The organism is Brevibacterium paucivorans, assembly GCF_016907735.1.
In the GTDB taxonomy this organism is placed as follows: domain Bacteria; phylum Actinomycetota; class Actinomycetes; order Actinomycetales; family Brevibacteriaceae; genus Brevibacterium; species Brevibacterium paucivorans.
On sequence record NZ_JAFBCP010000001.1, the window covers coordinates 1,184,449 to 1,207,530 of the forward strand.

At 56.5% G+C, this 23,082-nt stretch carries 21 protein-coding genes; 7 read left to right on the forward strand and 14 right to left on the reverse strand.

Translation table 11 applies throughout. The annotated features are described in order from the left end of the window. Window positions 1–23: 23 nt before the first annotated feature. The 8 genes from rplI to JOE56_RS05605 form a co-directional block, all read right to left on the reverse strand. Entirely contained in the window at window positions 24–482 is a 459-nt protein-coding gene (rplI, locus tag JOE56_RS05570; protein WP_204515199.1) for a 50S ribosomal protein L9, read from the reverse strand. A gap of 17 nt (window positions 483–499) precedes the next feature. Continuing rightward, a complete protein-coding gene (rpsR, locus tag JOE56_RS05575; protein ID WP_040347790.1) occupies window positions 500–739 on the reverse strand; it encodes a 30S ribosomal protein S18 in 240 nt (79 codons plus the stop codon). Window positions 740–763: 24 nt separating this feature from the next. Further along, window positions 764–1,414 (reverse strand): single-stranded DNA-binding protein, encoded by a 651-nt coding sequence (locus JOE56_RS05580; RefSeq protein ID WP_204515200.1) that lies wholly within the window; start codon window positions 1,412–1,414, stop codon window positions 764–766. An 88-nt stretch (window positions 1,415–1,502) separates the two neighbouring features. Further along, window positions 1,503–1,793, reverse strand: coding sequence for a 30S ribosomal protein S6 (rpsF, locus tag JOE56_RS05585; RefSeq protein ID WP_102239448.1), 291 nt, complete (start codon window positions 1,791–1,793; stop codon window positions 1,503–1,505). A gap of 152 nt (window positions 1,794–1,945) precedes the next feature. Beyond that, a complete protein-coding gene (locus JOE56_RS05590) occupies window positions 1,946–3,190 on the reverse strand; it encodes a hypothetical protein (protein ID WP_204515201.1) in 1,245 nt (414 codons plus the stop codon). Window positions 3,191–3,214: 24 nt separating this feature from the next. Further along, complete coding sequence (locus JOE56_RS05595) at window positions 3,215–5,539, reverse strand: transglycosylase domain-containing protein (RefSeq protein ID WP_204515202.1); 2,325 nt, start codon at window positions 5,537–5,539, stop codon at window positions 3,215–3,217. Window positions 5,540–5,754: 215 nt separating this feature from the next. After that, window positions 5,755–7,467 carry an AMP-binding protein gene (locus JOE56_RS05600; protein WP_102239445.1) on the reverse strand — a complete coding sequence of 571 codons (1,713 nt, stop codon included), beginning with the start codon at window positions 7,465–7,467 and terminating at the stop codon, window positions 5,755–5,757. 42 nt (window positions 7,468–7,509) lie between these two features. Further along, complete coding sequence (locus tag JOE56_RS05605; protein ID WP_180965391.1) at window positions 7,510–9,027, reverse strand: CCA tRNA nucleotidyltransferase; 1,518 nt, start codon at window positions 9,025–9,027, stop codon at window positions 7,510–7,512. A 107-nt stretch (window positions 9,028–9,134) separates the two neighbouring features. Here JOE56_RS05605 and JOE56_RS05610 point away from each other — a divergent pair, with 107 nt between their 5' ends. The 7 genes from JOE56_RS05610 to JOE56_RS11585 all read left to right on the forward strand — a co-directional run bounded on the left by JOE56_RS05610 (window position 9,135) and on the right by JOE56_RS11585 (window position 18,438). Then, entirely contained in the window at window positions 9,135–9,626 is a 492-nt protein-coding gene (locus JOE56_RS05610) for an NUDIX hydrolase (RefSeq protein WP_102239443.1), read from the forward strand. Beyond that, window positions 9,623–11,746, forward strand: coding sequence for a DUF6049 family protein (locus JOE56_RS05615; RefSeq protein WP_204515203.1), 2,124 nt, complete (start codon window positions 9,623–9,625; stop codon window positions 11,744–11,746). Before JOE56_RS05610 ends, JOE56_RS05615 begins: the two co-directional genes overlap by 4 nt. Before the next feature lie 54 nt (window positions 11,747–11,800). Then, on the forward strand, window positions 11,801–13,414 hold the full coding sequence (gene murJ, locus JOE56_RS05620) for a murein biosynthesis integral membrane protein MurJ (RefSeq protein ID WP_239530626.1): 1,614 nt from the start codon (window positions 11,801–11,803) through the stop codon (window positions 13,412–13,414). Window positions 13,415–13,511: 97 nt separating this feature from the next. Continuing rightward, a complete protein-coding gene (locus JOE56_RS05625; RefSeq protein WP_204515205.1) occupies window positions 13,512–15,890 on the forward strand; it encodes a hypothetical protein in 2,379 nt (792 codons plus the stop codon). A 70-nt stretch (window positions 15,891–15,960) separates the two neighbouring features. After that, window positions 15,961–16,899, forward strand: a complete 939-nt coding sequence (gene trxB, locus JOE56_RS05630; protein WP_204515206.1) for a thioredoxin-disulfide reductase — start codon at window positions 15,961–15,963, stop codon at window positions 16,897–16,899. Window positions 16,900–16,913: 14 nt separating this feature from the next. Beyond that, window positions 16,914–17,234 (forward strand): thioredoxin, encoded by a 321-nt coding sequence (gene trxA, locus JOE56_RS05635; RefSeq protein ID WP_204515207.1) that lies wholly within the window; start codon window positions 16,914–16,916, stop codon window positions 17,232–17,234. Between the two features lie 82 nt (window positions 17,235–17,316). Beyond that, window positions 17,317–18,438: an N-acetylmuramoyl-L-alanine amidase gene (locus JOE56_RS11585; protein ID WP_338028670.1), complete on the forward strand. Its 1,122-nt coding sequence runs from the start codon at window positions 17,317–17,319 to the stop codon at window positions 18,436–18,438. A gap of 55 nt (window positions 18,439–18,493) precedes the next feature. Here JOE56_RS11585 and JOE56_RS05645 read toward each other — a convergent pair whose 3' ends face one another. The 6 genes from JOE56_RS05645 to yidD all read right to left on the reverse strand — a co-directional run bounded on the left by JOE56_RS05645 (window position 18,494) and on the right by yidD (window position 23,065). Continuing rightward, window positions 18,494–19,603 (reverse strand): ParB/RepB/Spo0J family partition protein, encoded by a 1,110-nt coding sequence (locus JOE56_RS05645; RefSeq protein ID WP_204515208.1) that lies wholly within the window; start codon window positions 19,601–19,603, stop codon window positions 18,494–18,496. Beyond that, window positions 19,596–20,492: a ParA family protein gene (locus tag JOE56_RS05650; RefSeq protein WP_239530379.1), complete on the reverse strand. Its 897-nt coding sequence runs from the start codon at window positions 20,490–20,492 to the stop codon at window positions 19,596–19,598. The genes JOE56_RS05645 and JOE56_RS05650 overlap by 8 nt, the downstream gene beginning before the upstream one ends. A 163-nt stretch (window positions 20,493–20,655) precedes the next feature. Further along, window positions 20,656–21,285 carry a 16S rRNA (guanine(527)-N(7))-methyltransferase RsmG gene (rsmG, locus tag JOE56_RS05655; RefSeq protein ID WP_204515209.1) on the reverse strand — a complete coding sequence of 210 codons (630 nt, stop codon included), beginning with the start codon at window positions 21,283–21,285 and terminating at the stop codon, window positions 20,656–20,658. A gap of 2 nt (window positions 21,286–21,287) precedes the next feature. Then, window positions 21,288–21,791 (reverse strand): Jag family protein, encoded by a 504-nt coding sequence (locus tag JOE56_RS05660; protein WP_102239433.1) that lies wholly within the window; start codon window positions 21,789–21,791, stop codon window positions 21,288–21,290. Between the two features lie 6 nt (window positions 21,792–21,797). After that, window positions 21,798–22,754: a membrane protein insertase YidC gene (gene yidC / locus JOE56_RS05665; protein ID WP_204515210.1), complete on the reverse strand. Its 957-nt coding sequence runs from the start codon at window positions 22,752–22,754 to the stop codon at window positions 21,798–21,800. Window positions 22,755–22,765: 11 nt separating this feature from the next. Then, on the reverse strand, window positions 22,766–23,065 hold the full coding sequence (yidD, locus tag JOE56_RS05670) for a membrane protein insertion efficiency factor YidD (protein ID WP_239530627.1): 300 nt from the start codon (window positions 23,063–23,065) through the stop codon (window positions 22,766–22,768). Window positions 23,066–23,082 lie beyond the last annotated feature (17 nt).

The following is a 23,082-nucleotide window of genomic DNA, read 5'->3' on the forward strand; positions in this document are numbered from 1 at the left end:
CCGTATGTGGGTAAGTTGGCTCGTTAGGCCTTACCGATCACGTCGAACTTTGCGTTCGCGGTGATTTCGTCGTGAACGCGCACGGTTGCAACGTAGGATCCAGAGGTCTTGACGTGGCCGGTCAGGGCTACCTGACGGCGGTCAAATTCGTGACCGGTGGATTCTTTGAGTGCGTCGGCAACGAGGACGGGGGTGACGGCACCAAAGAGGCGTCCGCCCTTTCCGGCCTTCATTTCGATGCGTGCAACGGTGGACTCGAGCTTGTTCTTGAGTTCCACAGCGGCTTCGCGGTCAGCGATCTGGCGTGCCTGGCGTGCTTTACGCAAGGTCTCAACCTGCTTTTCTGCGCCTGCGGTCCATGGTGAAGCCCAGCCGCGAGGAATCAGCAGGTTGCGTGCGTAACCAGCCTTGACGTCGACGACGTCGCCAGCTGCACCCAGTCCATCAACTTCCTGGTTAAGAATGACTTTACGAGTAGGCAATGTTCTTCCCTTCTACCTCAGCGGTTTGAGCTCGTGTAGGGCAGAAGTGCCATTTCGCGAGCGTTCTTAACTGCCTTGGCGATCAGGCGCTGTTCCTGGACGGATACACCAGTGACGCGACGCGCACGGATCTTTCCGCGGTCAGAAATGAACTTGCGCAGAGTTGCTGTGTCTTTGTAGTCGATCGAAGCGGCTTCGCCCGGCTTGAGCGGGTTTGCCTTCTTCTTGATCGGCTTCCGGATTTCCGGCTTTGCCATTTTTATCTCCTGTTGAAAAGTTTGTTAGAACGGTGGTTCTTCGTTCGTGGGGTTGCCCCATCCGCCTTGGTTGCCCTGTGGCCGTGATGACTGCCACGGGTCGTTGTCCTGGTTTCCGCCGCCACTTGCTGAGTTGTTCCAGCCTCCGCCGGACTGCCTCTGGCCGTCATAGCCACCGGCCCCGCCGGAGTTGTTCCAGCCAGAGCCACCCTGGTTACCCCAGTTGCCCTGACCACCCTGGCCGCCTTGGCCGCCTTGGCCGCCTGCGCCACCGGGTCCGCCCTGGTTTCCGCCTCCGTATCCACCGCTACGTTCGTTGCGTGACACGTTCGCGGTTGCGTATCGAAGGCTCGGACCCATTTCGTCGACGTCGAGTTCGAAGACGGTGCGTCGGTCTCCCTCTTTCGTGTCGAACGTGCGCGACTTAAGTCGTCCCTGTACCACCACTCGGGTGCCGCGGGACAATGACCCAGCCACGTTTTCGGCGAATTCGCGCCACACTGAGCAGCGCAAGAAGAGGGTTTCTCCGTCTTTGAACTCGCCCGAGGCGCGGTCAAAGGTGCGTGGAGTTGATGCCACGGTGAAGTTGGCTACTGCAGCACCGTTGGGGGTGAATCGCAGTTCAGGGTCAGCGGTCAGGTTTCCTACAACGGTGATGACGGTGTCGCCAGCCATGGGCACTCCTTTGAGAAGACGTTTTCAGTTAATCTACGCTCGTTTTATCAAACGATAGTGAGATTAAGCGGATGTGTGCGAGCTAGTTTTACTTAGCGTCCGGGCGAACAATCTTGGTACGTACCACGGTTTCGTTGATGCCGAGCTGGCGGTCAAGTTCCTTCGTGGTGTCTGGGGTTGCAGTGAAGTCGATAACCACGTAGTAGCCTTCTGACTTCTTCTGGATTTCGTACGCGAAGCGACGACGTCCCCAGATGTCTACGTTGTCCACGGTTCCGCCTTCTGCGGGGATGACGTGGAGCAGCTTTTCAACAGTGGATTCTACGGAACGCTCGTCGAGTTCCGAGTCCAGAATGAGCATCAGCTCATATTTACGCACGTGTAACCCACCTCCTTTGGTCTTTACGGCCATGGTCGGTCCATGGCAGGAGGGTAAATGCGTGTATGTGGGCCCTCAATTGCCAAGAGCACACAGACCTGTCAATTCTAGTTGGCTTGTGAATATAGGGCAACCGCCGAGGTGGTGGTCACCTAGGAGCCTACTTTCGGCCTCACAGAGGTCGCGGGCTCGGAGTCCACGACAGTGCGAACGCGGCCCCCACGTTCACTGCACACGTACGACACCATGACACCAACTAGCCCCAATCGCACGATCGTCAAAAACGCCAGCCACGCGTCACTGAGTCCTGTGGCTTTTTCCATATGAAACGCAACGTTGAGATTCACCGCAATAAGGAGGGCCACCTCGGCGAGATTCCATGCCAGATGCGCCCACACCTGCGGGACAATCAACGCAAAGAACGGCAGGGCCCACAGCGCCAAGCTGGTTGGCGACGATGGCAGGGCCAGCAACCCCCACCCCACACAGACGCTGACAAGCAACGGAAACGATGGTCGGGCCACACCGACTCTCCGCAACAACACCACCGTCAGCGCCACGGCCACTACCCACGCCACGAACGACACCACCACAAGCACGCTGTGATCAATCCGTGAGCCCACCAAGGAGCCCACCGAACCCCACGTGACAGCAGTCGAAAAAGCCTGCCGAATCCGCTCGGTGAGTGCGGCGTCGAGCATCACCAAAAGACCCAAAAGAATGGTCGCCACGCCAGCGAGGCTCATCGCATCGCTCTTTCGCCCAGCCCACAAAAGCCACGAGACAAGTGCGGCCCCCACAAACAAAGCGAACGGTTGCACGAGGATCGCCACCATGACACCGATTCCGGCCACAATGGCCGCCCCGTCGCGCCGCTCCAACAAAAGAAACCACGCACCAACAATGAACGTAATTCCCACTGGATCGAACGACTGACCAAGCGTCAGCGCAATCATCGGCGAGGCAAAAACGAACACCAGCCATTGGCGCCCCACAACCGCAAAGATCCGAAACAGCAAACACCCCGTGACGATCCACGCCACTGCGTTCACCCCCACGACCAGCATCATCGCTATAGTGGCACCACCGTCTGATCCAAACGCGCGCACAAAGTAATCGGTGAACACACTTGTTGCGATCAACTGTTTAGTGGCATCCGTGTTGGGGATGCCGGGTGCGCCCAGGGCTGTAGCCAACGGCGACTGACACACTCGAAACACCGCGCCGGGAAGTTCGTATCCGTTGCCAAAGCACGGTGCCTGTTTAAAAACACCCGCAATTACGTTGAGGAACAACAACGCCAGCAACGTAACCGCATTCGTGATCGAGTAGCGGCGGTCCGCCGGACCTACGAATTTTCCTCGCGGTATGCCCGCAAGTTCAGCAGGTGAGTACATGGATGTCGCCTTCACTCGTTACTTCTACTCCGAGGAAGTTGAAGATTTCGAGGACTTCGATTTACTACTGGAGCTACTCTTGGATTTTGACTTCTTAGGTTCCTTTTTCTTAGGCGGAGTGTTACCTTTTTCGCCACTCGACTTGTCTCCACCCGACTTCTTCTTTTCGGAACCGCTATCTTCGGACCCACCAAAGTCGCCCGACTCGCTACCCGAGTCCTTACCCTTGTCACCCGAGTCTCCGGAATCGCCGGAGTCATCCGAATCGTCCGATTCCTTCTGGTCCTCTTCAGGCTTCTTTTCCTCGTCCTTCTTGCCCTCGTCGTCCTTCTTGTCTTTCTTGCTGTAACGCTTCTTGTTAGACGAACCAGACGAGCCGCTATTAGACGAAGACTTAGACACACCAGACTTGTTCTTTGGTCGATCCTTGTCAGGCAGATCAGGTCGCTTAGGGAATTTGCTCTTGGGCTGCCCCTCCAAAGCGTCGCTCATGTAACGCGTCCACACTTGGATAGGAAACGACCCACCTGTCACTTCACCGCGTCCACCGTAGGAACCGATCTTCTGCCAACGTCCCTCTTCGTCTTCACGGAACAGCGACACGGCAGTCGCGAGTTCCGGGGTATATCCCACGAACCATGCGGAATACGCATCCGACGACGTACCCGTCTTACCGGCCGCTGGACGTCCCAGGTTCTGCGCGTACGATCCCGACCCACTCTGAACCACCTGCGACAGGGCATAGGTGGTTTCAGCCATGATGTCTTGTTCGAACTTGCGTTCACCCTTGGTGTCGGGTTTGTACAGCGATTCACCGCTCGAATCGACGGCTTCGCGCACAAAGTGAGGTGACCGGTACACCCCTTCAGCTGCGAAGGTAGAGAAAGCCGAAGCCATTTGCAGCGTCGTTGGGCTGGCAGTACCTAGCACGTTTGAAGCATTGTCGTCGAGCCCGGGCGTGTCTTTAGGCAAGCCCGCACGAACAGCTACATCCCGGGTCTTATCCGGTCCAACATTGATGTTGAGCTGCGCGTACGCCGTGTTGATGGAGCTCTGTGTCGCCTTGAGCAACGTCACCGAACCATAGGACGCACCACCGTAGTTCTTTGGCGTCCACGGGCGACCGTTGTTGGGGAAGGTGACGGGCGATCCGCGGAACGAGTCATTTAGGCGGTAGCCAGCTTCCAACCCCGCTACTAGCGCAAACGGCTTAAACGTGGACCCCGCCTGTGCGGTGTCCTGCGTGGAGTTGTTCTGCATCCGCTCAAAGTACTTGGGCCCACCGTAAAAGGCTTTGACCTCACCAGTTGCAGGGTCAATCGACGTCAAACCTGCGTGCATACCCTTTTTCATCTTGGGTAGCGTGTCGATCGCGTCCTGAGCGTCACGCATCCGGTCACGGTTGAACGTGGACGTGATCTTCATTCCGCCACGGTCAATCTGGTCGTCGGTCATCCCCTGGTTCTTCAGTTCGGAACGAACGGCGTCCATCATGTAGCCAGCCTGTCCCAAACGTTCGTTGTCAGACCGCGGCTTTTTCACCTCGGGCAGTTGCGCGTTCTTCGCGTCTTCCTTGGTGATGTAGCCGTTTTCAGCCATGTTGTTCAGCACGTACCGGAAGCGGTCTTCGTACCGTTCCGGATTTTCGGACGGGTCGGCCAGGTTGGGTCGCTGGATCATCGCTGCCAGCAGGGCGGACTGCTCTACCGTAAGTTCTTTCGCCGAGGTGTCAAAGTAGTTGTGTGCCGCGACTTCAACTCCATAGGACTTGCGTCCCAAGAAGATGGTGTTGAGGTAATCGGCCATGATTTGGTCTTTTGACTTCTCTTGGTCGATCTTGATCGCGATGAACATTTCTTTGAGCTTACGCGTAAGCGTTTTTTCGTTCGTCAGATAGTAGTTCTTGACGTACTGCTGAGTGATTGTGGAACCACCACCGGCGTAGTTGTCGGTGATAACACCCACGGCGGCACGAGACAGACCCTTGACACTGATACCGCGGTTTTCATAGAACGACTGGTCTTCAGCAGCGATCGCGGCCTGTTGCATGGTGGGTGAAATGTCCTGAATGTCTACGCTCTTCCGGTCTTCAACTTTGAAGGTACCGATCACGGTTTTACCGTCGTCGTAGTACACGGTCGACGTCTGCCCGGCAGCCGCGGCGTTGGGCTCAGGAATTGACGTGCTGAGGTAACCAACAGTGAAAAGACCAATGATCAGAACGAAACCGGTCAAAATACCCAAGCCAATCAGGCGCAACGACGGGAACCATTTGGCCAATCCCGTGTACCCGGCCCGCGGGTAGTTCAGCAGGCTCTTGGTCTCATCTTTTCGTGTCCGCGTCCCCACGCGTCTCCCTTCACCACAACAGTCAGTGCGTTTAGCCCCACTACTCTGCCATTCAAAGTTGAGAGTTTACTTGGTTTAACTTTGTATGAGTCTTGGAGCGTGTTCGGGACCCGGTACAACACAAGCGGTCCACTCACATTGTCTCATGTGAGTGGACCGTTTGGTGATTAAGTGACCCCCGCCGAGGTGTGTGTCACCTTACGTTGAAAAGCGAGCTAGCCCTTGAGTTCCGGGAAGTCGGTGTCCGCGTATTCCTGTCCCGTCACGGTGGGGTCACCGAAGTCTGGGTGCAACTGCTGTTCGCGTGTGCGCAGTTCAACACGGCGGATCTTTCCCGAAATGGTCTTGGGGAGTTCTGTGAACTCGATGCGGCGGATGCGCTTGTATGGTGCCAGTTCCGCGCGGCAGAAGCGCAGGATTTCCTTTGCGGTTTCTGGACCAGGTTCAATTCCGGGAGCCAGCACCACGTACGCCTTAGGCACAGCGAGTCGAACTGGGTCAGGCGAAGGAACAACCGCTGCTTCGACCACGTATTCGTGTTCGATGAGCACGCTTTCGAGTTCGAACGGTGACAGACGGTAATCCGACGCCTTGAACACGTCATCTGCGCGGCCCACGTAGGTGATGTAACCATCAGCGTCCCTGGCTGCGACGTCACCGGTGTGATAGACACCGTCAGCAAAAGCCTCAGCGGTCTTGGCTTCGTTGTTCCAGTAACCCTGCGTGAGGCCCACTGGGCGAGGGTCGAGGGTCAAGCAGATTTCACCTTCGTCACCCAGTTCCCCTGTGGCAGGGTCACGCAGCACCACATTGAAACCAGGCAACTGGCGTCCCATGGATCCGGGTTTCATGTGCTGACCTGGGGAGTTACCGATCTGCAGAGTCGTTTCCGTCTGACCGAAACCGTCGCGAATGGTGACGTTCCAGTGGTCTTGAACGCGCTGGATAACTTCCGGGTTGAGCGGTTCACCGGCACCCAATGCCTTGGTGGGCGGGGTCTTCAGTTCGCGCAAATCAGCCTGGATGAGCATGCGCCATACGGTGGGAGGCGCACAGAATGAGGTCACTCCCACCCGCTCCATGACGCTCATGAGCTTGGAGGCGTCAAAGCGCGAGTAGTTGTAGAGGAATACACACGCTTCCGCGATCCATGGGGTGAAAATGTTGCTCCACGCGTGCTTGGCCCATCCGGGGGAGGCGACGTTGAGGTGAACATCGCCGGGTTCCAGTCCCATCCAGTACATGGTGGAAAGGTGCCCCACCGGGTAGGACACGTGGGTGTGTGCCACCATCTTGGCTTTCGATGTGGTTCCCGAGGTGAAGTACAGCAACATCAGATCGTCGGCTTTGCTCTGACCTTGGGGGTCGAACTGGGTTGGCGCGTCCACATAGTTCGCGTATGCGAAGTCACCTTCGCGTGCAGGTTCGGCTCCTACCACAATGCGTACGAGTGGGTGTTCGACGTCGTCGAACTTGGCGCAGTCCTGTTCGTTGGCAACGACGAACTGAGCCTCTCCGCGTTCTGCACGGTCAGAAAGGTCAATGGGCCCCAACTGTGTGGTGGTAGGCATAATGACGGCGCCCAGTTTGATCCCTGCGAGCATGGTTTCCCACAGTTCTACCTGGTTAGTGAGCATGACCATGATGTGGTCGCCGCGCTTGACCCCACAACTGCGCAGGTAGTTTGCCAGTTTGTTGGATCGCTCAGAAAGCTCCTGGTAGCTCCACTTGCCTTCTGCTCCGTCTTCTTCCACGATCCACAGGGCAGGGTTGTTGTTGCCTTGAGCGATCTGGTCAAACCAGTCGAGAGCGAAGTTGAAGTTTTCAAAGCGTGGCCAGCTGAACTGTTCACACGCCGCATCGTAATCTTCGCGAAGTTTGATTAGCAGGTCACGTGCCTCACGAAACTGCTCTGTTTGTGGGTTCATCCGGCTCTCCTATGACGAATGTGCTCTAACGCACAATATACCTTACGGGTTCCGCTCCGCCTTTGAGTCAGGTTCTACAGTTTCCCACCAGTTGAGAAGCTGAACCCGAGCTTCGTCATACGACAGTGGCCCGTGTTCCATCCGAATCTCGAGCATGTGCTTATATGCACGACCAACGACCGGCCCCGGAGTGATCCCCAGGATCTCCATGATTTGCTGACCGTTGAGATCTGGGCGAATCGCACCAATCGCTTCCTTCTGTGCGAGCGCTTCGATTCGACGCTCAAGATCGTCATACGCAAAGGCTAAACGTTCAGCCTTACGACGGTTGCGGGTCGTGACATCCGACCGGGTCAGGATGTGTAACCGAGTAAGCAGGTCACCGGCATCGGTGACATAACGTCGTACGGCTGAGTCGGTCCAGCCTGCGTCGCCATAACCGTAGAACCGCAAGTGAAGTTCAACCAGGCGAGCCACCTTGGTGGTGGTTTCCTTATCGAAGTTCAAGGCCTTCATGCGGGAGCGTGTGAGCTTAGCGCCCACCACATCGTGATGGTAGAACGTCACCGCTCCCCCAGGTGCAAACTTCCGGGTTGCAGGCTTCCCCACATCGTGCATGAGCGCTGCAAAGCGAACAATGAAGTCAGGGGCCGTGAACTCGGGATCCACGGTGGCTTTCTTCGCGGTGTCTTGAGCCTGCTCAGCTACCGACTCACCCACGTCGCCTTCGGCGTTGCGCATCGCACGCTTGGCGTACTCTGTTTCAAGCTGAACCGCTTGCCGCAACACCGTGAGGCTGTGCTGATACACGTCCTTGTGGCGGTGGTGTTCATCGCGCTCCAAACGCAATCCAGACACCTCGGGAAGAATATGGTCAGCCAAACCTGTATTCACAAGGGCGTCAATTCCAGCCCACGGTTCAGCACCCACAATGAGTTTGGTCAACTCATCGCGCACGCGTTCAGCTGAAACGATCGCAATGCGGTCTGCCATATCGGACATAGCCGCACGCACCTCGGGCGCCAATGAAAAACCCAACTGCGACACAAACCGCGCCGCCCGCATCATGCGCAACGGGTCATCAGTAAAACTGGTCGTAGCACTCCCAGGGGTAGTGATTGTGCGACTCTCTAGCGCACTCAGTCCGTTGTACGGGTCCACGAATGTGCGGCTCGGCAGGCGCACCGCCATGGCGCCGATCGTGAAATCCCTGCGCACCAAATCGTCGTCCAGATTGTCGCCAAATGCCACGGTGGGTTTACGGGATTGCGGGTCGTAAGAATCGGCACGATACGTGGTGATCTCTACCTGATAACCCCGCTTCATCATGCCAATCGTGCCGAACTTCCGGCCAATGTCCCAGTAGGTATCGGCCCACGGTGCAATGATCTTCTCAATGTCATCGGGGCGGGCGTCAGTGGTGAAATCTAAATCTGGGATCTCCCGCCCCAGCAACGCATCGCGTACCGAACCACCCACCAAAGCAAGCTCAAAACCTGCCTGGTCAAAACGGTTACCAAGCTCGCCCACAATTGGATCGAGTGAGTCCAGTACATCCATGAGCCGGACATGAGCTTCCGCAGCAAACACGAGGTTCCTTTCTTCCTGCGTCCCATGAAAGATTACACGCCTAGGGAATCTTCAAACTAGCAACGTAGGGTGGAAGCATGAGCAGACCACGTCCACGACCGGGCCATTTCCCGGCCCTGTCACGCACAGTGGAGGAAACCTCCGCTGGTGGAATCGTGGTCAACCTCAACTCTCCAGCGCTTGAAGTCGCAGTTATTGCGCGAATTAACCGTGCCGGTCGCCTTGAATGGTGCCTACCTAAGGGACACTTGGAGGGTGAAGAAACACCCGCCCAAGCAGCAATGCGCGAAGTCGCAGAAGAGACCGGAATAGTGGGAAAAGTTTTAGCGCCCTTAGGCAGTGTGGACTACTGGTTTTCCGCGGCAGGTTTCCGTGTACACAAGGTCGTCCACCATTTTCTGCTCCGCGCAATCGGTGGCGAACTCACCATTGAAAACGACCCCGACCAAGAAGCTGTTGCCGCCGCATGGGTGCCATTCGACGAACTGCCCCAACGCTTGTCATTCGCTAACGAACGACGCATCGTCATCGCAGCCCGCCACACTCTCCCGCGCTTCGACCTGTCATGAAAATCCTGACCACGCTAGGCTCACTGCTTCTAGCCTTACTGCTCATCGTCACGCCTTCCACCGGGGCCATAGCACAGCCCAACACCCCCACCCCAAAGCCCACTAGTAGCGAAGAGGCGGCCACCACCTCGGCGACCATTCACATCACCGACGTCACCCCGTGGATGGACGAAAACGGCACCTTTAAACTTGCCGGAAAGATCGAAGCGAAAGCCAACATCAAGGACCCACGGCTGAGCTTGCGTATGACCCGCAACTCACTCCCAAGCGTGGACTCAGCACGGACGTGGCAAGAAGGAAAGATCACCGGGACCCGCCAAATCGCCACCGCCCAAAAACTCCCCAACGAACTGCGGGCGGGCACCACCACCTCGTTCACCTTCGAACTCAAACCAACAGAGATGGGGCTGCGCGAAGGGAGCCCCTTAACCTCGTGGGGCGTTCGCGGGCTGGCAGTCACCTTGAGCGGCGACAGCGAAGACGACACAGTTGCGAAACCTCGGACCACATTCACCACGTGGTACCCCCACCCCAAAATCGACCCCACGCGCATCAACATGCTGGTGCCCATCACCATGACCGGGTACAGCGAGGACGGGCTCATCAGCCAAGACGAACTCGCCAGTGCCACAGAAAGCGGACCGCTCAAGACCGCACTAGACGTCGCCCGTGCCTACCCAGACACCACGCTGGCGATCGACCCCAGGGTGATCGAGTCGGTCGATCGGGTCCTCAACCCGCCACAGGTTGAACAACCGGAACAAACTGCGGAACCACAGGACCCGGAAGAACCGCCCAGCAGCATCTCTACCTGGTGGGACGAGCTGAAGAAAGAAGCCGAATCTTCACAGGTCATAGCCCTCCCCTGGGCCGACGCCGATCTGGTTGGCCTGCAACAACAGGGCTTAGACAACTACCATAAGGAAGCCCTGCGCTCACGCTCCGTCGTGAAAGACCACTTCCCCAACGCCCTCGACTCCTGGGCGTGGGCCGGGACGGGGAGCGCCAGCATGCAAGGTCTGGCCCAGTTCGCCAACGACGGCGTCACCAACGTCATGCTCAGCGACGCTCAGCTCCCCACCCGCGACGGTGGATCCGTGAACGCCGTCCAACACCTCTGGAAACGCGACAGCGCAACCGTCCCACTCACTCCCGTTCCACGAGAACGCAAGCCGGACATGACAACCGTTGCCACCTCGGCGAGCTTGGGCGAAAGTTTTGTCACCCCCGATTCCACCCGAGCCACCCGCGTCGCTGAACTCACAGCCAAAAGCGCACTCATCACCAACGAGCGCCCATTTGACCAGCGGTCCCTGGTTGTAGCGCTCCCCCGAGGTGGCGCCCAGAAAACGTGGACCGACCAGGTTCGCACGCTGTCGTCCCTGCCGTGGGTCAAGCCACAGTCATTTGACGACACCCTAAAAGCCGAACCCGGCACTCGCCTTCCACTCGAAGACGGCAACGTGCCGCCCAACATCAGCACCGCACTCAACGACCTCAAGGAACCGGGGGCACACTTGAGTGAATTCTCGTCATTGTTCACGGAACGCGAAGACGTGCGACGGGAGTTCAACCGGTCGGCTCTGACGTGTGCATCGGTGTCCTGGCGAACCCAACCCAGTGTGAAGACGTGTGCCAAGAACTTCAAGAAGTCGGCAGACTCCATCATGTCGGGGCTCAGCATTGAACGCGGGTCGAACGTCCTTTTGGTCACGGGCGAGAAGACCACTATCCCCGTCACGATTCACAACACCACCCGACACTCAGCCCGGTTGCGCGTGCGCATCAGTTCCGCGTCCCCGCAACTGAAGGTGGGTGACTCTCCCCTGGTTGACATTCCGTCCGGGCAACGAGCTCGTGTCGAAGTACCCGTCACGGGAATCGCAAACGCAAACCTCAACACCACGATCCATATCGTCGCGACCGACGGCTACACCGTGCGTGACTCGTCTCCCCTGCAAGTCCAGGTGCGAGTTGACTGGGAAAACATCGGTATAGCGGCCATTGGTATTTCGCTGTCGGTCGTTTTTGTGGTTGCATTGTTCTTCTCTGTGCGTCGCGGTCGCCCCAAGATTCCAAAGAGTCAGCTCGAGGCTGCTCTGGCCCGCGCCGAACAGTAGCTGTAGTTTTTACTCACGTTTTTCTGACAGTCGAAAGGGCAGTCCGTGGCATCGATGTCATCGCTTGCGAAATCCTCAGCGCTCATGACCGCGGGTACGCTGGTTTCGCGCGTTCTGGGTCTGGTGAAGACTGTTCTCCTCACCGCCGCGATCGGGTTGGCAATTGGTGGTGCCGCTGACGCTTTCGACGTCGCCAACAAGGTGCCCAACAACCTGTACATGTTGCTGGCTGGCGGTATTCTCAACGCGGTTTTGGTGCCGCAGATTGTCCGCGCGTCGAAGCAGGCTGACGGTGGGGCCGACTACATCAATCGCCTGCTCACCCTGTCGATTCTGCTTCTGGCCGGTTTCACCGCGATCGCTACTCTGGCGGCGCCTCTTCTTGTGCGCATATACGCCAGCCCCACGTGGGATGCCGACAAGATCGCACTGGCGGTCGCCTTTGCCTACATTTCTCTGCCCAAGATCTTCTTCTTTGGTCTGTACACCATGTTGGGTCAAGTGCTCAACGCAAAGGAGAACTTTGGGCCGTACATGTGGGCTCCCGTTCTTAACAACGTGGTGTCCATTGCGGGCCTGGGATTGTTCATTTTCTTGTTTGGCCCCGGCGACATGGGGCAACACGCGGTGGGGACGTGGGATGCCACCAAAATTTGGGTGATTGCCGGAACCGGAACCCTGGGCGTTGTGGCCCAGGCGCTCATTCTCATTTGGCCGTTGAAGAGGATCGGCTTTAAGTACACCCCTACTTTCGGGTTCCGAGGTGTGGGTTTGGGTACCGCTGGCAAGGTAGCCGGATGGACGTTCGCCGCCGTGCTGGTGGGTCAGTTGGGCTTCATTGTGACCTCGCAGGTTGCGTCTACCGCGTCGTCCACCGGCACCGAGGTGACCCCCTCCTTGGCGGCGTACACGGCGGCTTACATTACTTTCATGCTTCCGCACTCGCTGGTCGCGGTATCACTTTCTACCGCTCTGTTTACTGATTTGTCGCAGTCGGCAGCTGACTACAACGACGAGAAGCTGGTTGATACGTATACCCAGGGTGTACGGGTTGTAGGGTTTGTCAACACGTTCTTCACCGTGGCGTTTATTGTGCTGGCGGCCCCCATGTCCATGGTCATGGCCGGTGCAAACCAGACGCAGGCACACGCGGTGGGGCTTATTGTCATCGCCATGATTATTGGGCTCATTCCGTTCAGCGGGATGTACCTCACGCAACGTGTCTTCTATGCGTATGAAGATGCTCGGACACCGTTTTGGATTCAGGTCCCCCAGATGATTGTCCAGTCGGCTGGAGTGATCGCATCGGCTTTCCTCCCCAAGCAGTACATCGTCGCTGGAATTGGTGCGTCTATGTCCGTGGGATACATTTTCGCCCTGGCTCTGGCCGTGTGGTGCTTGCGCAAACGTCTGCCGTCACTTCCGATTGCACCTACCCTGTTTGCGCATATTCGCTTTGGACTCGCTGGTGTGGTCAGTGGCGCGGTTGGGTTCGCTATGATGTGGTTCCTCCCAGACCCCATGTGGGCTGGGCGTGGACGCGCGTTCATTGTGTGCGCTGTCATCGGTTGTGTCATGTTGGCGGTGTTCATGCTGGCTGCGTGGCTGATCCGGGTTCCGGAAATGCGTTCTTTGGTCACAACGGTTCGCGCCAAGTTAGGGCGATGAGCAGTGCCTTGCGCGACGGGGCGAAACTGTTTGCCATGTTCAGCTCAGTGGCGGGACGAACGGCGTTTGCAGTCCGTTAAGATGACATGAGCAGGAGGTGAGGAAACTGCCACAGATTCAACGAGGCACAGCCATTGCGGACCGGTACGTCGTGTCCGAAATTCTGCGTCCCTGGCTGGTGGATTTCCCCGAACGCGGATCAATCCTTTTAGCACTCGACGCCATCTTGGATGTTCCTCGCATCGTCTATGTTTCTCCTACTGAATACTCCGGGCCACTGCTCGAACGGGCCGGGCGTAGCGCGCTCCTCACTGACCCTCGTGTGCCAGCCATTGAAGACGCGGGCACGTGGAATGACTTCGACTATGTTGTGGTCGAACGCACCGGTGGCACATCGCTTGCCCGCGTACTCGCCCATGGCCCATTAGACGCGTCCGTTGCAACCGCCGTGGTAGGTGAACTCGCCACTGTTTTGACGCACGCAGCTTCCCGAGGTCTCCACCACGGAGTCCTAGGACCTGAGTCTGTTGCAATCACCGCCGACGGTGACGTTGTCATCCGGGGAATCTCCATCGATTCGGCCGTTGCCCAGGAACCCCTCAACCTGGGCACCGAGCACATGACCGAATCCGAACTCAGCCGAACGGACGCACGCTCGCTCGTCGCTATCCTCTACGCGTGCCTCACTGGAAAATGGCCGGGTGACGAAGAACGGGCGGGACTTGCCGCCTCGGGACGCAAGAACAACAGAATCTTGCCCGTGAGCCACTTTGTGGACACGGTGCCCGAATCAATCGAAGAGTTCGCCTCCGGAGTCATGGGTGAACAGGACCCCGGGCCCCGCTCCCCCAGTGAAGTTGTGCGGTTCTTAGAGCCGTGGGACGCCAGGCTCCTCACCACGATCGACCAGTCTTCACGCACTGAAGATGAACTTTTTTCGGTTCGTGACCACGACTCACAAACCGTTGTGGCGCCCGAAACGGAAGGCGACGCAAAGTCCGACCACTCCCCCGGCGCGTCACCGGCCCAACTTGCGGTGGCGCTGGAACGCATTGGGCTCACTCGTCCCGGAATGCACGGGGCGGCCGCCGGAGTTAACTCCAGTCACCCGGAACGCTACGCCGACCGCATCCAGATGCGACGCGCAAGCACGTTCCCCATTGCTGCCGACAAGTTGCCGCAAGTCGACGAATGGTCGGAAGAACACCCGCAAGGGCCCGGTGACGTGTCAGAGACCGACCCGCACCAGACCGCACGCATTATGGATCGCGATGCAGCGTTTGGCGACCGTGCCGATAGTGACCGGGGTGACGTCGACTGGTCAGACGGTGACTGGGAGACCAGCAGTGAGGTTGACGACGCGGGTGTTGCGTCTGTCGACGGTGCCGTAGCAGAGGCGGATGCTCTCGGGGACTCCGTTGATGCCGGTCCTGCGTCTGAGGACGCCCAAGGCGATTCCGACAGCGGAAACGACTGGTTCATGGGTGGCGTTTTCCAAACCCGTGAACAGGTCTTTGCTCGGCAACAAGCCGAATTTGAACGCGAACGCCAACTGGAACGGCAGGCACGAGAACGTGCCCAGCAGGCACAGGCGGCGACCGCCTCGGCGGCGGCCACACCGGCTAACGACAATGGGGACAATGAGACCGAGGTGGCTCACGCCTCTGAGAACGACCGCGACGCACGGCCCGCTGGTGTTGCTTCCGCTGGCGCGGGTTCTGCCGAGGTCGCAGCAGCAAGCACTTCGAGCGCCAAAGCCCAGAAGTCAGCAGAGCAACCGGCTGGTTCGGAGCCTGCTCACACATCCCAGGCGCACCCCGACAAACGTGGGAAGCGTCGTTTTGGTGTGTTGTTTGGGGTTGTCGCAATCATCGCGGCGCTCGTCTTGGTAGGCGTAGTGATTGTGCGATCAGTGGGGTCAGGGTCTGACGAATCCGCTACCGCACCACAGGAGAACCACCAAGAGCCTCAGGAAAAGGGCCAGGGAGACGACCAAGGTGACGACACTGGCGAGCAGGAACCGCCTGCGGAAGAAGAACCACAGGGCCCTGCACCTCAGATCAAGAAGGCCACTCCCCTAGATCCCGAAGGTGATGGCAAAGAGGGAAACTCGAAAGCGAAGAATCTGATCCCTGGTGAGCGTGGCAGTTGGGAGACCGACCGTTACAACTCCAAGGACTTTGGCCAGCTCAAAAAGGGAGTGGGAATTGCCCTTGAGCTGAAGGAACGCACCAAGGTGAAAGAAGTTGGTGTTGAATCTGAAGTCGGCGGTGGCTCCTTCGACATCCTTGTTGGAACCGACAAGGATGTCGACAAGGCTCAAAAAGTGGGGTCCGGCGAGTTCCAAAAAGGTAAAGTGACCACTGTAAAGATTGATGAACCCGCTGAAGCTACCCACGTGTTCATCTGGGTTTCCGAACTTCCCAAAGCCGGCAACGGTTACCGAGCCGTCATTCCCAACGTCTCACTGTCTTAAGTTGTTGGGTAGCTGGTATACGGAATAACTCGGTAACGCACAGTGTTGCCTTGAGCGACAAAGGAGATCAATGACTCAGACACAACTCGTCATCGTAGGTTCAGGGCCAGCCGGCTACACCGCTGCCGTCTATGCTGCCCGTGCCGGCCTATCCCCCGTCGTTATCGCTGGATCAGTGACAGCCGGTGGTGAACTCATGAACACCACTGATGTCGAAAACTTCCCCGGGTTCCCAGAAGGTATCCAGGGGCCGGACCTCATGGAGAACATGCGCCAGCAAGCTGAGCGCTTTGGTGCACAGGTCGTGTATGACGACGTAGCTTCGATTGACTTCGCACCAGGAGCACACAAGCTGACCACCGCACTTGGAAGCGAATACACAGCGCAAGCAGTCATTCTGGCTACGGGTTCGGCCTACCGTCACTTGAACGTACCCGGTGAAGACCAGCTATCCGGACACGGTGTTAGCTGGTGCGCCACCTGTGACGGTTTCTTCTTTAAGGACCAGCACATCGCGGTTGTAGGTGGAGGCGACTCCGCACTTGAAGAAGCGACCTTTCTGACCCGTTTCGCTTCAAAGGTGACACTCATCCACCGCAGGCAGGAATTCCGCGCTTCAGTGGCTATGCAAAAGCGCGCTCAAGAAGACCCCAAGTTGGAGTTCCTCCTGGATTCCGAGGTGGCAACTATCAACGGTGACACCTCCGTGACCGGACTGACCATTCGCAATACAGTCACCGGGGAAGAATCTGAACTGCCCGTCACGGGTCTGTTTGTAGCAATCGGCTCAGACCCACGCACTGATCTGTTCAAAGATACTCTTGACCTGCGCGAAGACGGCTACCTGGCCGTTGATGGACGTACTTCCAAGACGTCCGTCGAAGGTGTTTTCGCAGCAGGTGACGTCATTGACCCCGTCTACCGTCAAGCAGTCACAGCAGCAGGATCTGGCTGTGTGGCAGCCCTTGATGCTGAACACTACCTAGCCCAACTCACCGACCAGTCATAAGCAAAGGAGAAAACATGGCACAGGAAGTTACTGACGCAACATTCAAGGAAGAAGTCCTTTCGAGCGACCTTCCTGTTCTTGTGGACTTTTGGGCTCCATGGTGCGGTCCATGCCGCATGGTGAGCCCAATCGTTGACGAAATCGCCCAGGAACAAGCCGACAAACTCAAAGTCGTGAAGTTGAACACCGACGAGAACCTGGAAACCGCCTCGGCGTACGGCATCACCTCCATTCCAGCGTTGTACGTTTTCAAGGGTGGCGAGGTCGCCAAGACCATCGTTGGAGCACGTCCAAAGCCGGCATTGGAGCAGGAACTGGCCGAATTCATCGGCTAGTTCGTTGAGAACTCTTTCAGGGTGCCTGTTATAAACTCAACAGGCACCCTTCTTCACGATAAGGAGCACGACAGTTTTCACCATCCGTCCGGGCGATTCGAGCCCGTTAGTCGCAACAGTCAAAGCCCAGCTTCAGCGGTTGGGTTATGAGTGCGACCCCTCGTCGGAATTATTCGATCACCAGTTCGAATCTGTCATTTGTAGCTTCCAGCAATCACGTGGAATCGTTGTCGACGGCGTTATTGGACCCGAGACGCACAAAGAGCTTGATATTGCGCGCTACAAGCTGGGTGACCGTGTCCTTCGATATGACCCAGTGCGCCCATTGCAGGGTGACGATGTCACTGAGCTTCAACACCGGCTTTCGCGTTTGGGTGTCTATACCGAATCAGTCAGTTTTGAGTTTGGTCCTGCTACGTATAACGCAGTGCGGGAAATCCAGAAGGAACTGGGCCTCTCCCCCGATGGCGTCGTTGGACCGTCCACGTTGTCGGCCCTTTCGGCTGTGTATCGCCAGTCGTCGCATGGCAATCTGTGGGCACTCCAAGAACGCGCACGTGTGACTGCTTCGGGCGAGTCATTGAGCGGGCGCACTATTGTGATTGAGGCCGGCACAACTGCACGCGATTTTGTAAATACTACTGCCACCTCAGAAGCTCTCGAACAGGAGAGAATCTGGAGTGGCGACATCGCTTCACGTGTAGAGGGCAGATTGGGTGCTCTTGGAGCGTCGATCGTACACATCCCAAGTGACAAGCCGCATCTGGCGGATGATCTCGACGCCGCTGCGGTCGTCACCGTGAATCAGGACCACGCCCTCTCCCCTGCCCCAAACGGCATTGCTACCTTCTACTTTGGCCAGCACAAGGATTCCAATATGGTCTCCCCTATTGGCCGTTCTCTGGGTGGTCTCGTTCACCGCGAAGTCGTAGCTCGCACATCGCTTCTGGACTGTGGCGTTCATGCTCGCACATGGAAGAGCTTGCGAAACGTCGATGCTCCTAAGGTCCAGGTGTTTGCTGGATACATGTCTAATGCACACGACTGCGAACTGCTTTCTCAAACTTCAGTGCGCGACTCGATCGCTGAAGGCGTTTCAGTCGCCGTTCAGCGGTTATTCCTCCACAAAGATAATGACCACGACACAGGTACGCTCAACGTTCAAACGATTCGTGAGATGCGTAACTTGTTCGCTAAGCGATAGTACACAATAGAGAAACCGCCGGTCGCTATGACCGGCGGTTTCTTGTTGCCTGCGTTTACTTACTAAGTCCTAAGACCTTCAAAATTCGCTCTAGATCCTCTTGATTAGCGAAGTCGACGGTGATCTTGCCCTTCCGCTTCCCCATCACAATGTTCACTTTCGTGTCGAGTTTGTCCCCGACACTCTGTGCGAGTGTAGCCAGTTCTGGGTCCTGCTTCCGTGTTTCACGTGAAACATTCTTCTGTTCTCCACGATTCAGCAGAATAACTGCTTCTTCAGTTGCGCGAACAGAAAGTCCCTCTGCGACGATCCGTTGTGCAAGTTCTTCCATGTGTGACGGGTCGTCCAGCCCAAGCAACGCGCGCGCGTGCCCTTGAGACAAAACGCCTGCTGCTACTCGACGCTGCACCAATCCCGGCAGACGAAGAAGGCGGAGTGTGTTAGCAATTTGCGGACGCGACCGCCCGATCCTTTCCGACAGCTCTTCCTGTGTGCATTTAAAGTCGTCTAGCAGTTGCTGGTATGCCGCGGCTTCTTCAAGCGGATTGAGGTCTGATCGGTGCAGGTTCTCAAGCAGAGCGTCGCGCAACAGGTCGTCATCACTGACTTCCCGGACAATAGCTGGAATTTCAGTCAGCCCAGCTAACTTGGAGGCGCGAAGCCTTCGCTCACCCATGATCAGCTCATACGCTGGCTTCTTTGTATCAACAACTCGAACCACTACGGGCTGCAGAACTCCCACCTCTTGGATCGAGGTGACAAGCTCGTCGAGGTCATCTTCGTCGAATACTGTACGTGGCTGACGTGGGTTTGGCGCTATGGTCTCCAGTTTCAGCATTCCGAACACAGTGCCGGGAACTTCCACTAACTCTGTTTCACGTGAAACATCGCGGCTATTCGACGATTTCGATGGTGATCTCGTCGAAGACTTGGACTTTGACGCAGTCTTGGTTTCCGGTTTTTGGACCTTCTCGTCGGACTTGCGGGGGAGTGGCTTCTTTGAAGCGCGAGACTGTCTCATCGACTCCGCGGGGTCCTTGGATGTTTCACGTGAAACATTCTTTTTGGATTGAGGAAAAAACACATCGACAGGGCGGTCCTCGTTGATCACATCAGGAATGAGCGAACCGATCCCGCGCCCTAGTCCTCGTTTACGCTCAGCCATTCTGTGCTCCTCGTTCAGCTATTTCCTCAGCTACCTCTCGATATGAGAGCGCTCCGGAAGAGTTTGGGTCATAAGTTATGACGGTCTTCCCATAGGAAGGCGCCTCTGAAATACGTACGTTGCGGGGGATAGGGGTGTTCAGCGTCTGCTGAGGGAAGTGCGCGCGAACGTCTTCCGCTACTTGCGAACTCAAGTTTGTGCGTCCGTCATACATCGTCAAAAGGATCGTGCTCACCGACAGCTGTGGATTCAGATGCTTCTGAATAAGCTGGATGTTCTTAAGCAGCTGGCTAAGGCCCTCCAGAGCGTAGTATTCACACTGAATCGGAATCAGCACTTCTTCCGCAGCGACAAATGCGTTAACGGTGAGCAACCCCAGGCTTGGGGGACAGTCAATGAACACATAGTCCACTGGGTTTCCGTCTGCTTTTCGCAGTTCCAAGTAGTCTTCAAGGGCCCGCTTCAGGCGGAATTCACGCGCGTGGACCGATACCAGCTCAATCTCTGCTCCTGCAAGATCAATCGTTGCTGGCACACCGCTCAAGCCTTCAATGTCCGGGCACTCACTGACAACCTCGGCCATGTTCATGCCATCAAGAAGCACCTCATATACCGAATTCACGTCCGTTGAGTGCTCGATCCCGAGGGCTGTGCTCGCATTGCCTTGTGGATCAATGTCGATGACCAAAACCTGCAACCCGTGCTTAGCTAATGCAGCCGCAATATTTACAGTTGTCGTCGTTTTTCCGACTCCACCTTTTTGGTTTGCGATGGTGAAGATGCGTGTACTCTGCGGTTTGGGGAAGCGCTTCGCCGCTAGACGCTCAGCTCGCTTGTTGTTGCGAGCGATCTCGGCGCCTAGGGGAGTCGAATCATCCAAAATGGGCATTTTGACTCCGTTCGTATCGTAACTACTCCATTCTAAGCCACGTGCAGAGCCATGTTTATGACAGTTCAATCAGGAAATGTTTCACGTGAAACACTGAAAAATGGAGCGTCAAAGCCTCACCGCAAAGCGAGCCACGCAGTACTCGTTTAGAACATATATTCTATTATCGACGAGTTGTTTCCACTACTCGTGTAGGGATCTCGAGGAACTCTGCACCCATCTGCTTAATCACCGGGGGAGTCATCTTGTGTCGCTTAAGAACCTTCTTGGCTTTATCGATCTCTTCTTGTGCCTTCTGTCCCTTGAGCGCCAGCAACCTGCCGTTAGGGCCAAGTACTGGCGCGGCCCATTCAACGAGTACGTTCAAGGCTTTGACAGCGCGTGCAGTCACAACTGTGAAGACTTCTTCGTCAACTAGCTCTTCAACGCGACCTCGGACAATACGAACGTTGTCGAGGCCCAAGTCGTCGACAACCATCCGTAGCCAATCCACGCGCCTTTCCATAGCCTCAATGAGCACGAATGAGGCTTGCGGCTGTGCAAGGGCCAATACAAGGCCAGGTAGACCAGCACCCGAACCAATATCACCCACAACGTCATCATCGTGGATAAGGGGAACAACAACTGCGCAGTTCAGAATGTGACGGGTCCACAACCTATCGAGCTCTCGCGGGCCAATAAGGCCCCATTCCACACCAGTGGTCGCCAAGTGTTGGGCATAGGTGCGGGCAAGGGGGAGACGTTCTCCAAAGATCTGTTCCGCGCACGCGGGTACTGGTTCTACCTGAGACATCATTATTCAGCGGAGATAACCACGTGCCTGCGGTCGCCTTCGCCTTCCGATTCGGAAACCAAACCGGCTTTGGAAACCTGATCGTGAATGACCTTACGTTCGAACGAGTTCATGGGCTTAAGCGAAATTGGTTCGCCTGATGCCTTCACCTTTTCGATGTATTCGCGCGCCATTTCCTTCAACGCGTCACGGCGACGGTTGCGGAAACCGTCGATATCCAGCATCATCCAAGAGCGCTGACCGGTGGCAGACTGAACGGCCAACCGAGTCAACTCCTGAAGGGCTGCGAGTGTACGACCCTCCTTGCCTACCAAAGTGGAAAGGTTCGAGTCCTTCTCATCGCAGATAATGGCGACCTGTGGGCGACCCTCTTTGACGTCGATGTCAATGTCTCCGTCAAGGTCAGCGATGTCGAGCAGTTCTTCGAGGTAATCAGCGGCAATGTCGCCTTCTTCTTCAAGAAGTTCGGCGCGTGTGGGCTTCTTTTCAACGATTTCGTCAGTCATGCTTCTCTACTTCTTCTTTTTCTTCTTTTGACGAGCCTTGCTCATGGGTTGTTGACGCTGGCCGGACTTAGGCTGTGTTTCCGACTCAGCGGCCTTCTTCGGCTGCATTGATTTAGGAAGCGGTTTGCCCTGGCGTTCACGGCGAGCAATGAGTTCTTTTTCGGCCTTGGAACCGGGGGTAGGCATATTGCGAATCACGATGAACTGCTGAACCATGGTCCATACGTTTGAAACGAGCCAGTACACAATCAAACCAAGTGGGAAGTAAATACCACCCACAGCGAAGATAATCGGCATCATGTACAGAAGCATCTTCTGCTGTTGCATGAACGGGTTGTTCATGGCTGCTTCCGACATGTTCTTCGCCATGATCTGGCGTTGCGTGATGAACTGGGTAACACCCATAATCACGATCAGGATCGCAGTGAGGACCTTGGTTCCAAGGTCGCCCTGAAGGAAGGTGTCAGAAAGCTCTACACCGAAAATCGAGGCGTGCGTTGCTTGGCTTGCAAGCTCCTGTGTTAGACCACCGATGGGTGGAATGTCACCGTTACCAATTCCTTCAGTGTTGCGAATAACGCGGTACAGCGAAAAGAAGATTGGCATCTGAACCAAGAGTGGCAAACACGAAGCGAATGGGTTAGTCCCGTGCTTCTTGAACAGCGCCTGCTGTTCTTCTGCCATCTGTTGCCTGGAGAACTGGTCGCGCTTACCCTTGTACTTCTTTTGCAGCTCCATCATTTCTGGTTGCAGAAGCTGCATCTTGCGCTGCGCCTTAATCTGGTAGACAAACAGCGGAATCAGCACAGCACGCACAACGATCGTCAAGCCTGCAATCGATGCGACCCACGTCCACCCGGCGGTTGGGCTCATTCCCAATGCGGTGAAAGCCATGTGGAAGAATGCAAGAATCCAAGCGACGACCCACTCAATGGGCAGAAGTAGCTTGCCTAGCCAGTCCATGTAGTAATCTCCTAGACGCTGCGAGAAGCGTCATCTGTAAAAGCGTCAGGCACCATTGTGCCATTGTTCGCTCGCTTCATTTCCAAACTCCGCTGGTGAAGCACCGACCCGTGTACATAGTCGACGCCACCTTGCGAAAAGGGGTTACACCTGAGCAGTCGCCATACTGTCATGGCCGACCCCATAAACAAACCTTTAACTTCGAACGCATCCAGTGCGTATTTGGAACACGTGGGGTAGTACTTACACACGTTCCCGTATAGTTTCGACACAGTTCCGCGATACCCGCGCATAAACCATACCGCCGGCATCCGTGGCGCTATCACGC

Coding starts and splice junctions, on each gene's coding strand:
- rsmG (WP_204515209.1), bottom strand. CDS start 21,285: ATGTCTCAGGTAGAACCAGTACCCGCGTGCGCGGAACAGATCTTTGGA.
- JOE56_RS05650 (WP_239530379.1), bottom strand. CDS start 20,492: ATGCCCATTTTGGATGATTCGACTCCCCTAGGCGCCGAGATCGCTCGC.
- trxA (WP_204515207.1), top strand. CDS start 16,914: ATGGCACAGGAAGTTACTGACGCAACATTCAAGGAAGAAGTCCTTTCG.
- murJ (WP_239530626.1), top strand. CDS start 11,801: ATGTCATCGCTTGCGAAATCCTCAGCGCTCATGACCGCGGGTACGCTG.
- JOE56_RS05615 (WP_204515203.1), top strand. CDS start 9,623: ATGAAAATCCTGACCACGCTAGGCTCACTGCTTCTAGCCTTACTGCTC.
- JOE56_RS05600 (WP_102239445.1), bottom strand. CDS start 7,467: ATGAACCCACAAACAGAGCAGTTTCGTGAGGCACGTGACCTGCTAATC.
- JOE56_RS05610 (WP_102239443.1), top strand. CDS start 9,135: ATGAGCAGACCACGTCCACGACCGGGCCATTTCCCGGCCCTGTCACGC.
- JOE56_RS05580 (WP_204515200.1), bottom strand. CDS start 1,414: ATGGCTGGCGACACCGTCATCACCGTTGTAGGAAACCTGACCGCTGAC.
- JOE56_RS05605 (WP_180965391.1), bottom strand. CDS start 9,027: ATGGATGTACTGGACTCACTCGATCCAATTGTGGGCGAGCTTGGTAAC.
- yidC (WP_204515210.1), bottom strand. CDS start 22,754: ATGGACTGGCTAGGCAAGCTACTTCTGCCCATTGAGTGGGTCGTCGCT.
- trxB (WP_204515206.1), top strand. CDS start 15,961: ATGACTCAGACACAACTCGTCATCGTAGGTTCAGGGCCAGCCGGCTAC.
- yidD (WP_239530627.1), bottom strand. CDS start 23,065: ATGCCGGCGGTATGGTTTATGCGCGGGTATCGCGGAACTGTGTCGAAA.
- JOE56_RS05590 (WP_204515201.1), bottom strand. CDS start 3,190: ATGTACTCACCTGCTGAACTTGCGGGCATACCGCGAGGAAAATTCGTA.
- rpsR (WP_040347790.1), bottom strand. CDS start 739: ATGGCAAAGCCGGAAATCCGGAAGCCGATCAAGAAGAAGGCAAACCCG.
- JOE56_RS05645 (WP_204515208.1), bottom strand. CDS start 19,603: ATGGCTGAGCGTAAACGAGGACTAGGGCGCGGGATCGGTTCGCTCATT.
- JOE56_RS05660 (WP_102239433.1), bottom strand. CDS start 21,791: ATGACTGACGAAATCGTTGAAAAGAAGCCCACACGCGCCGAACTTCTT.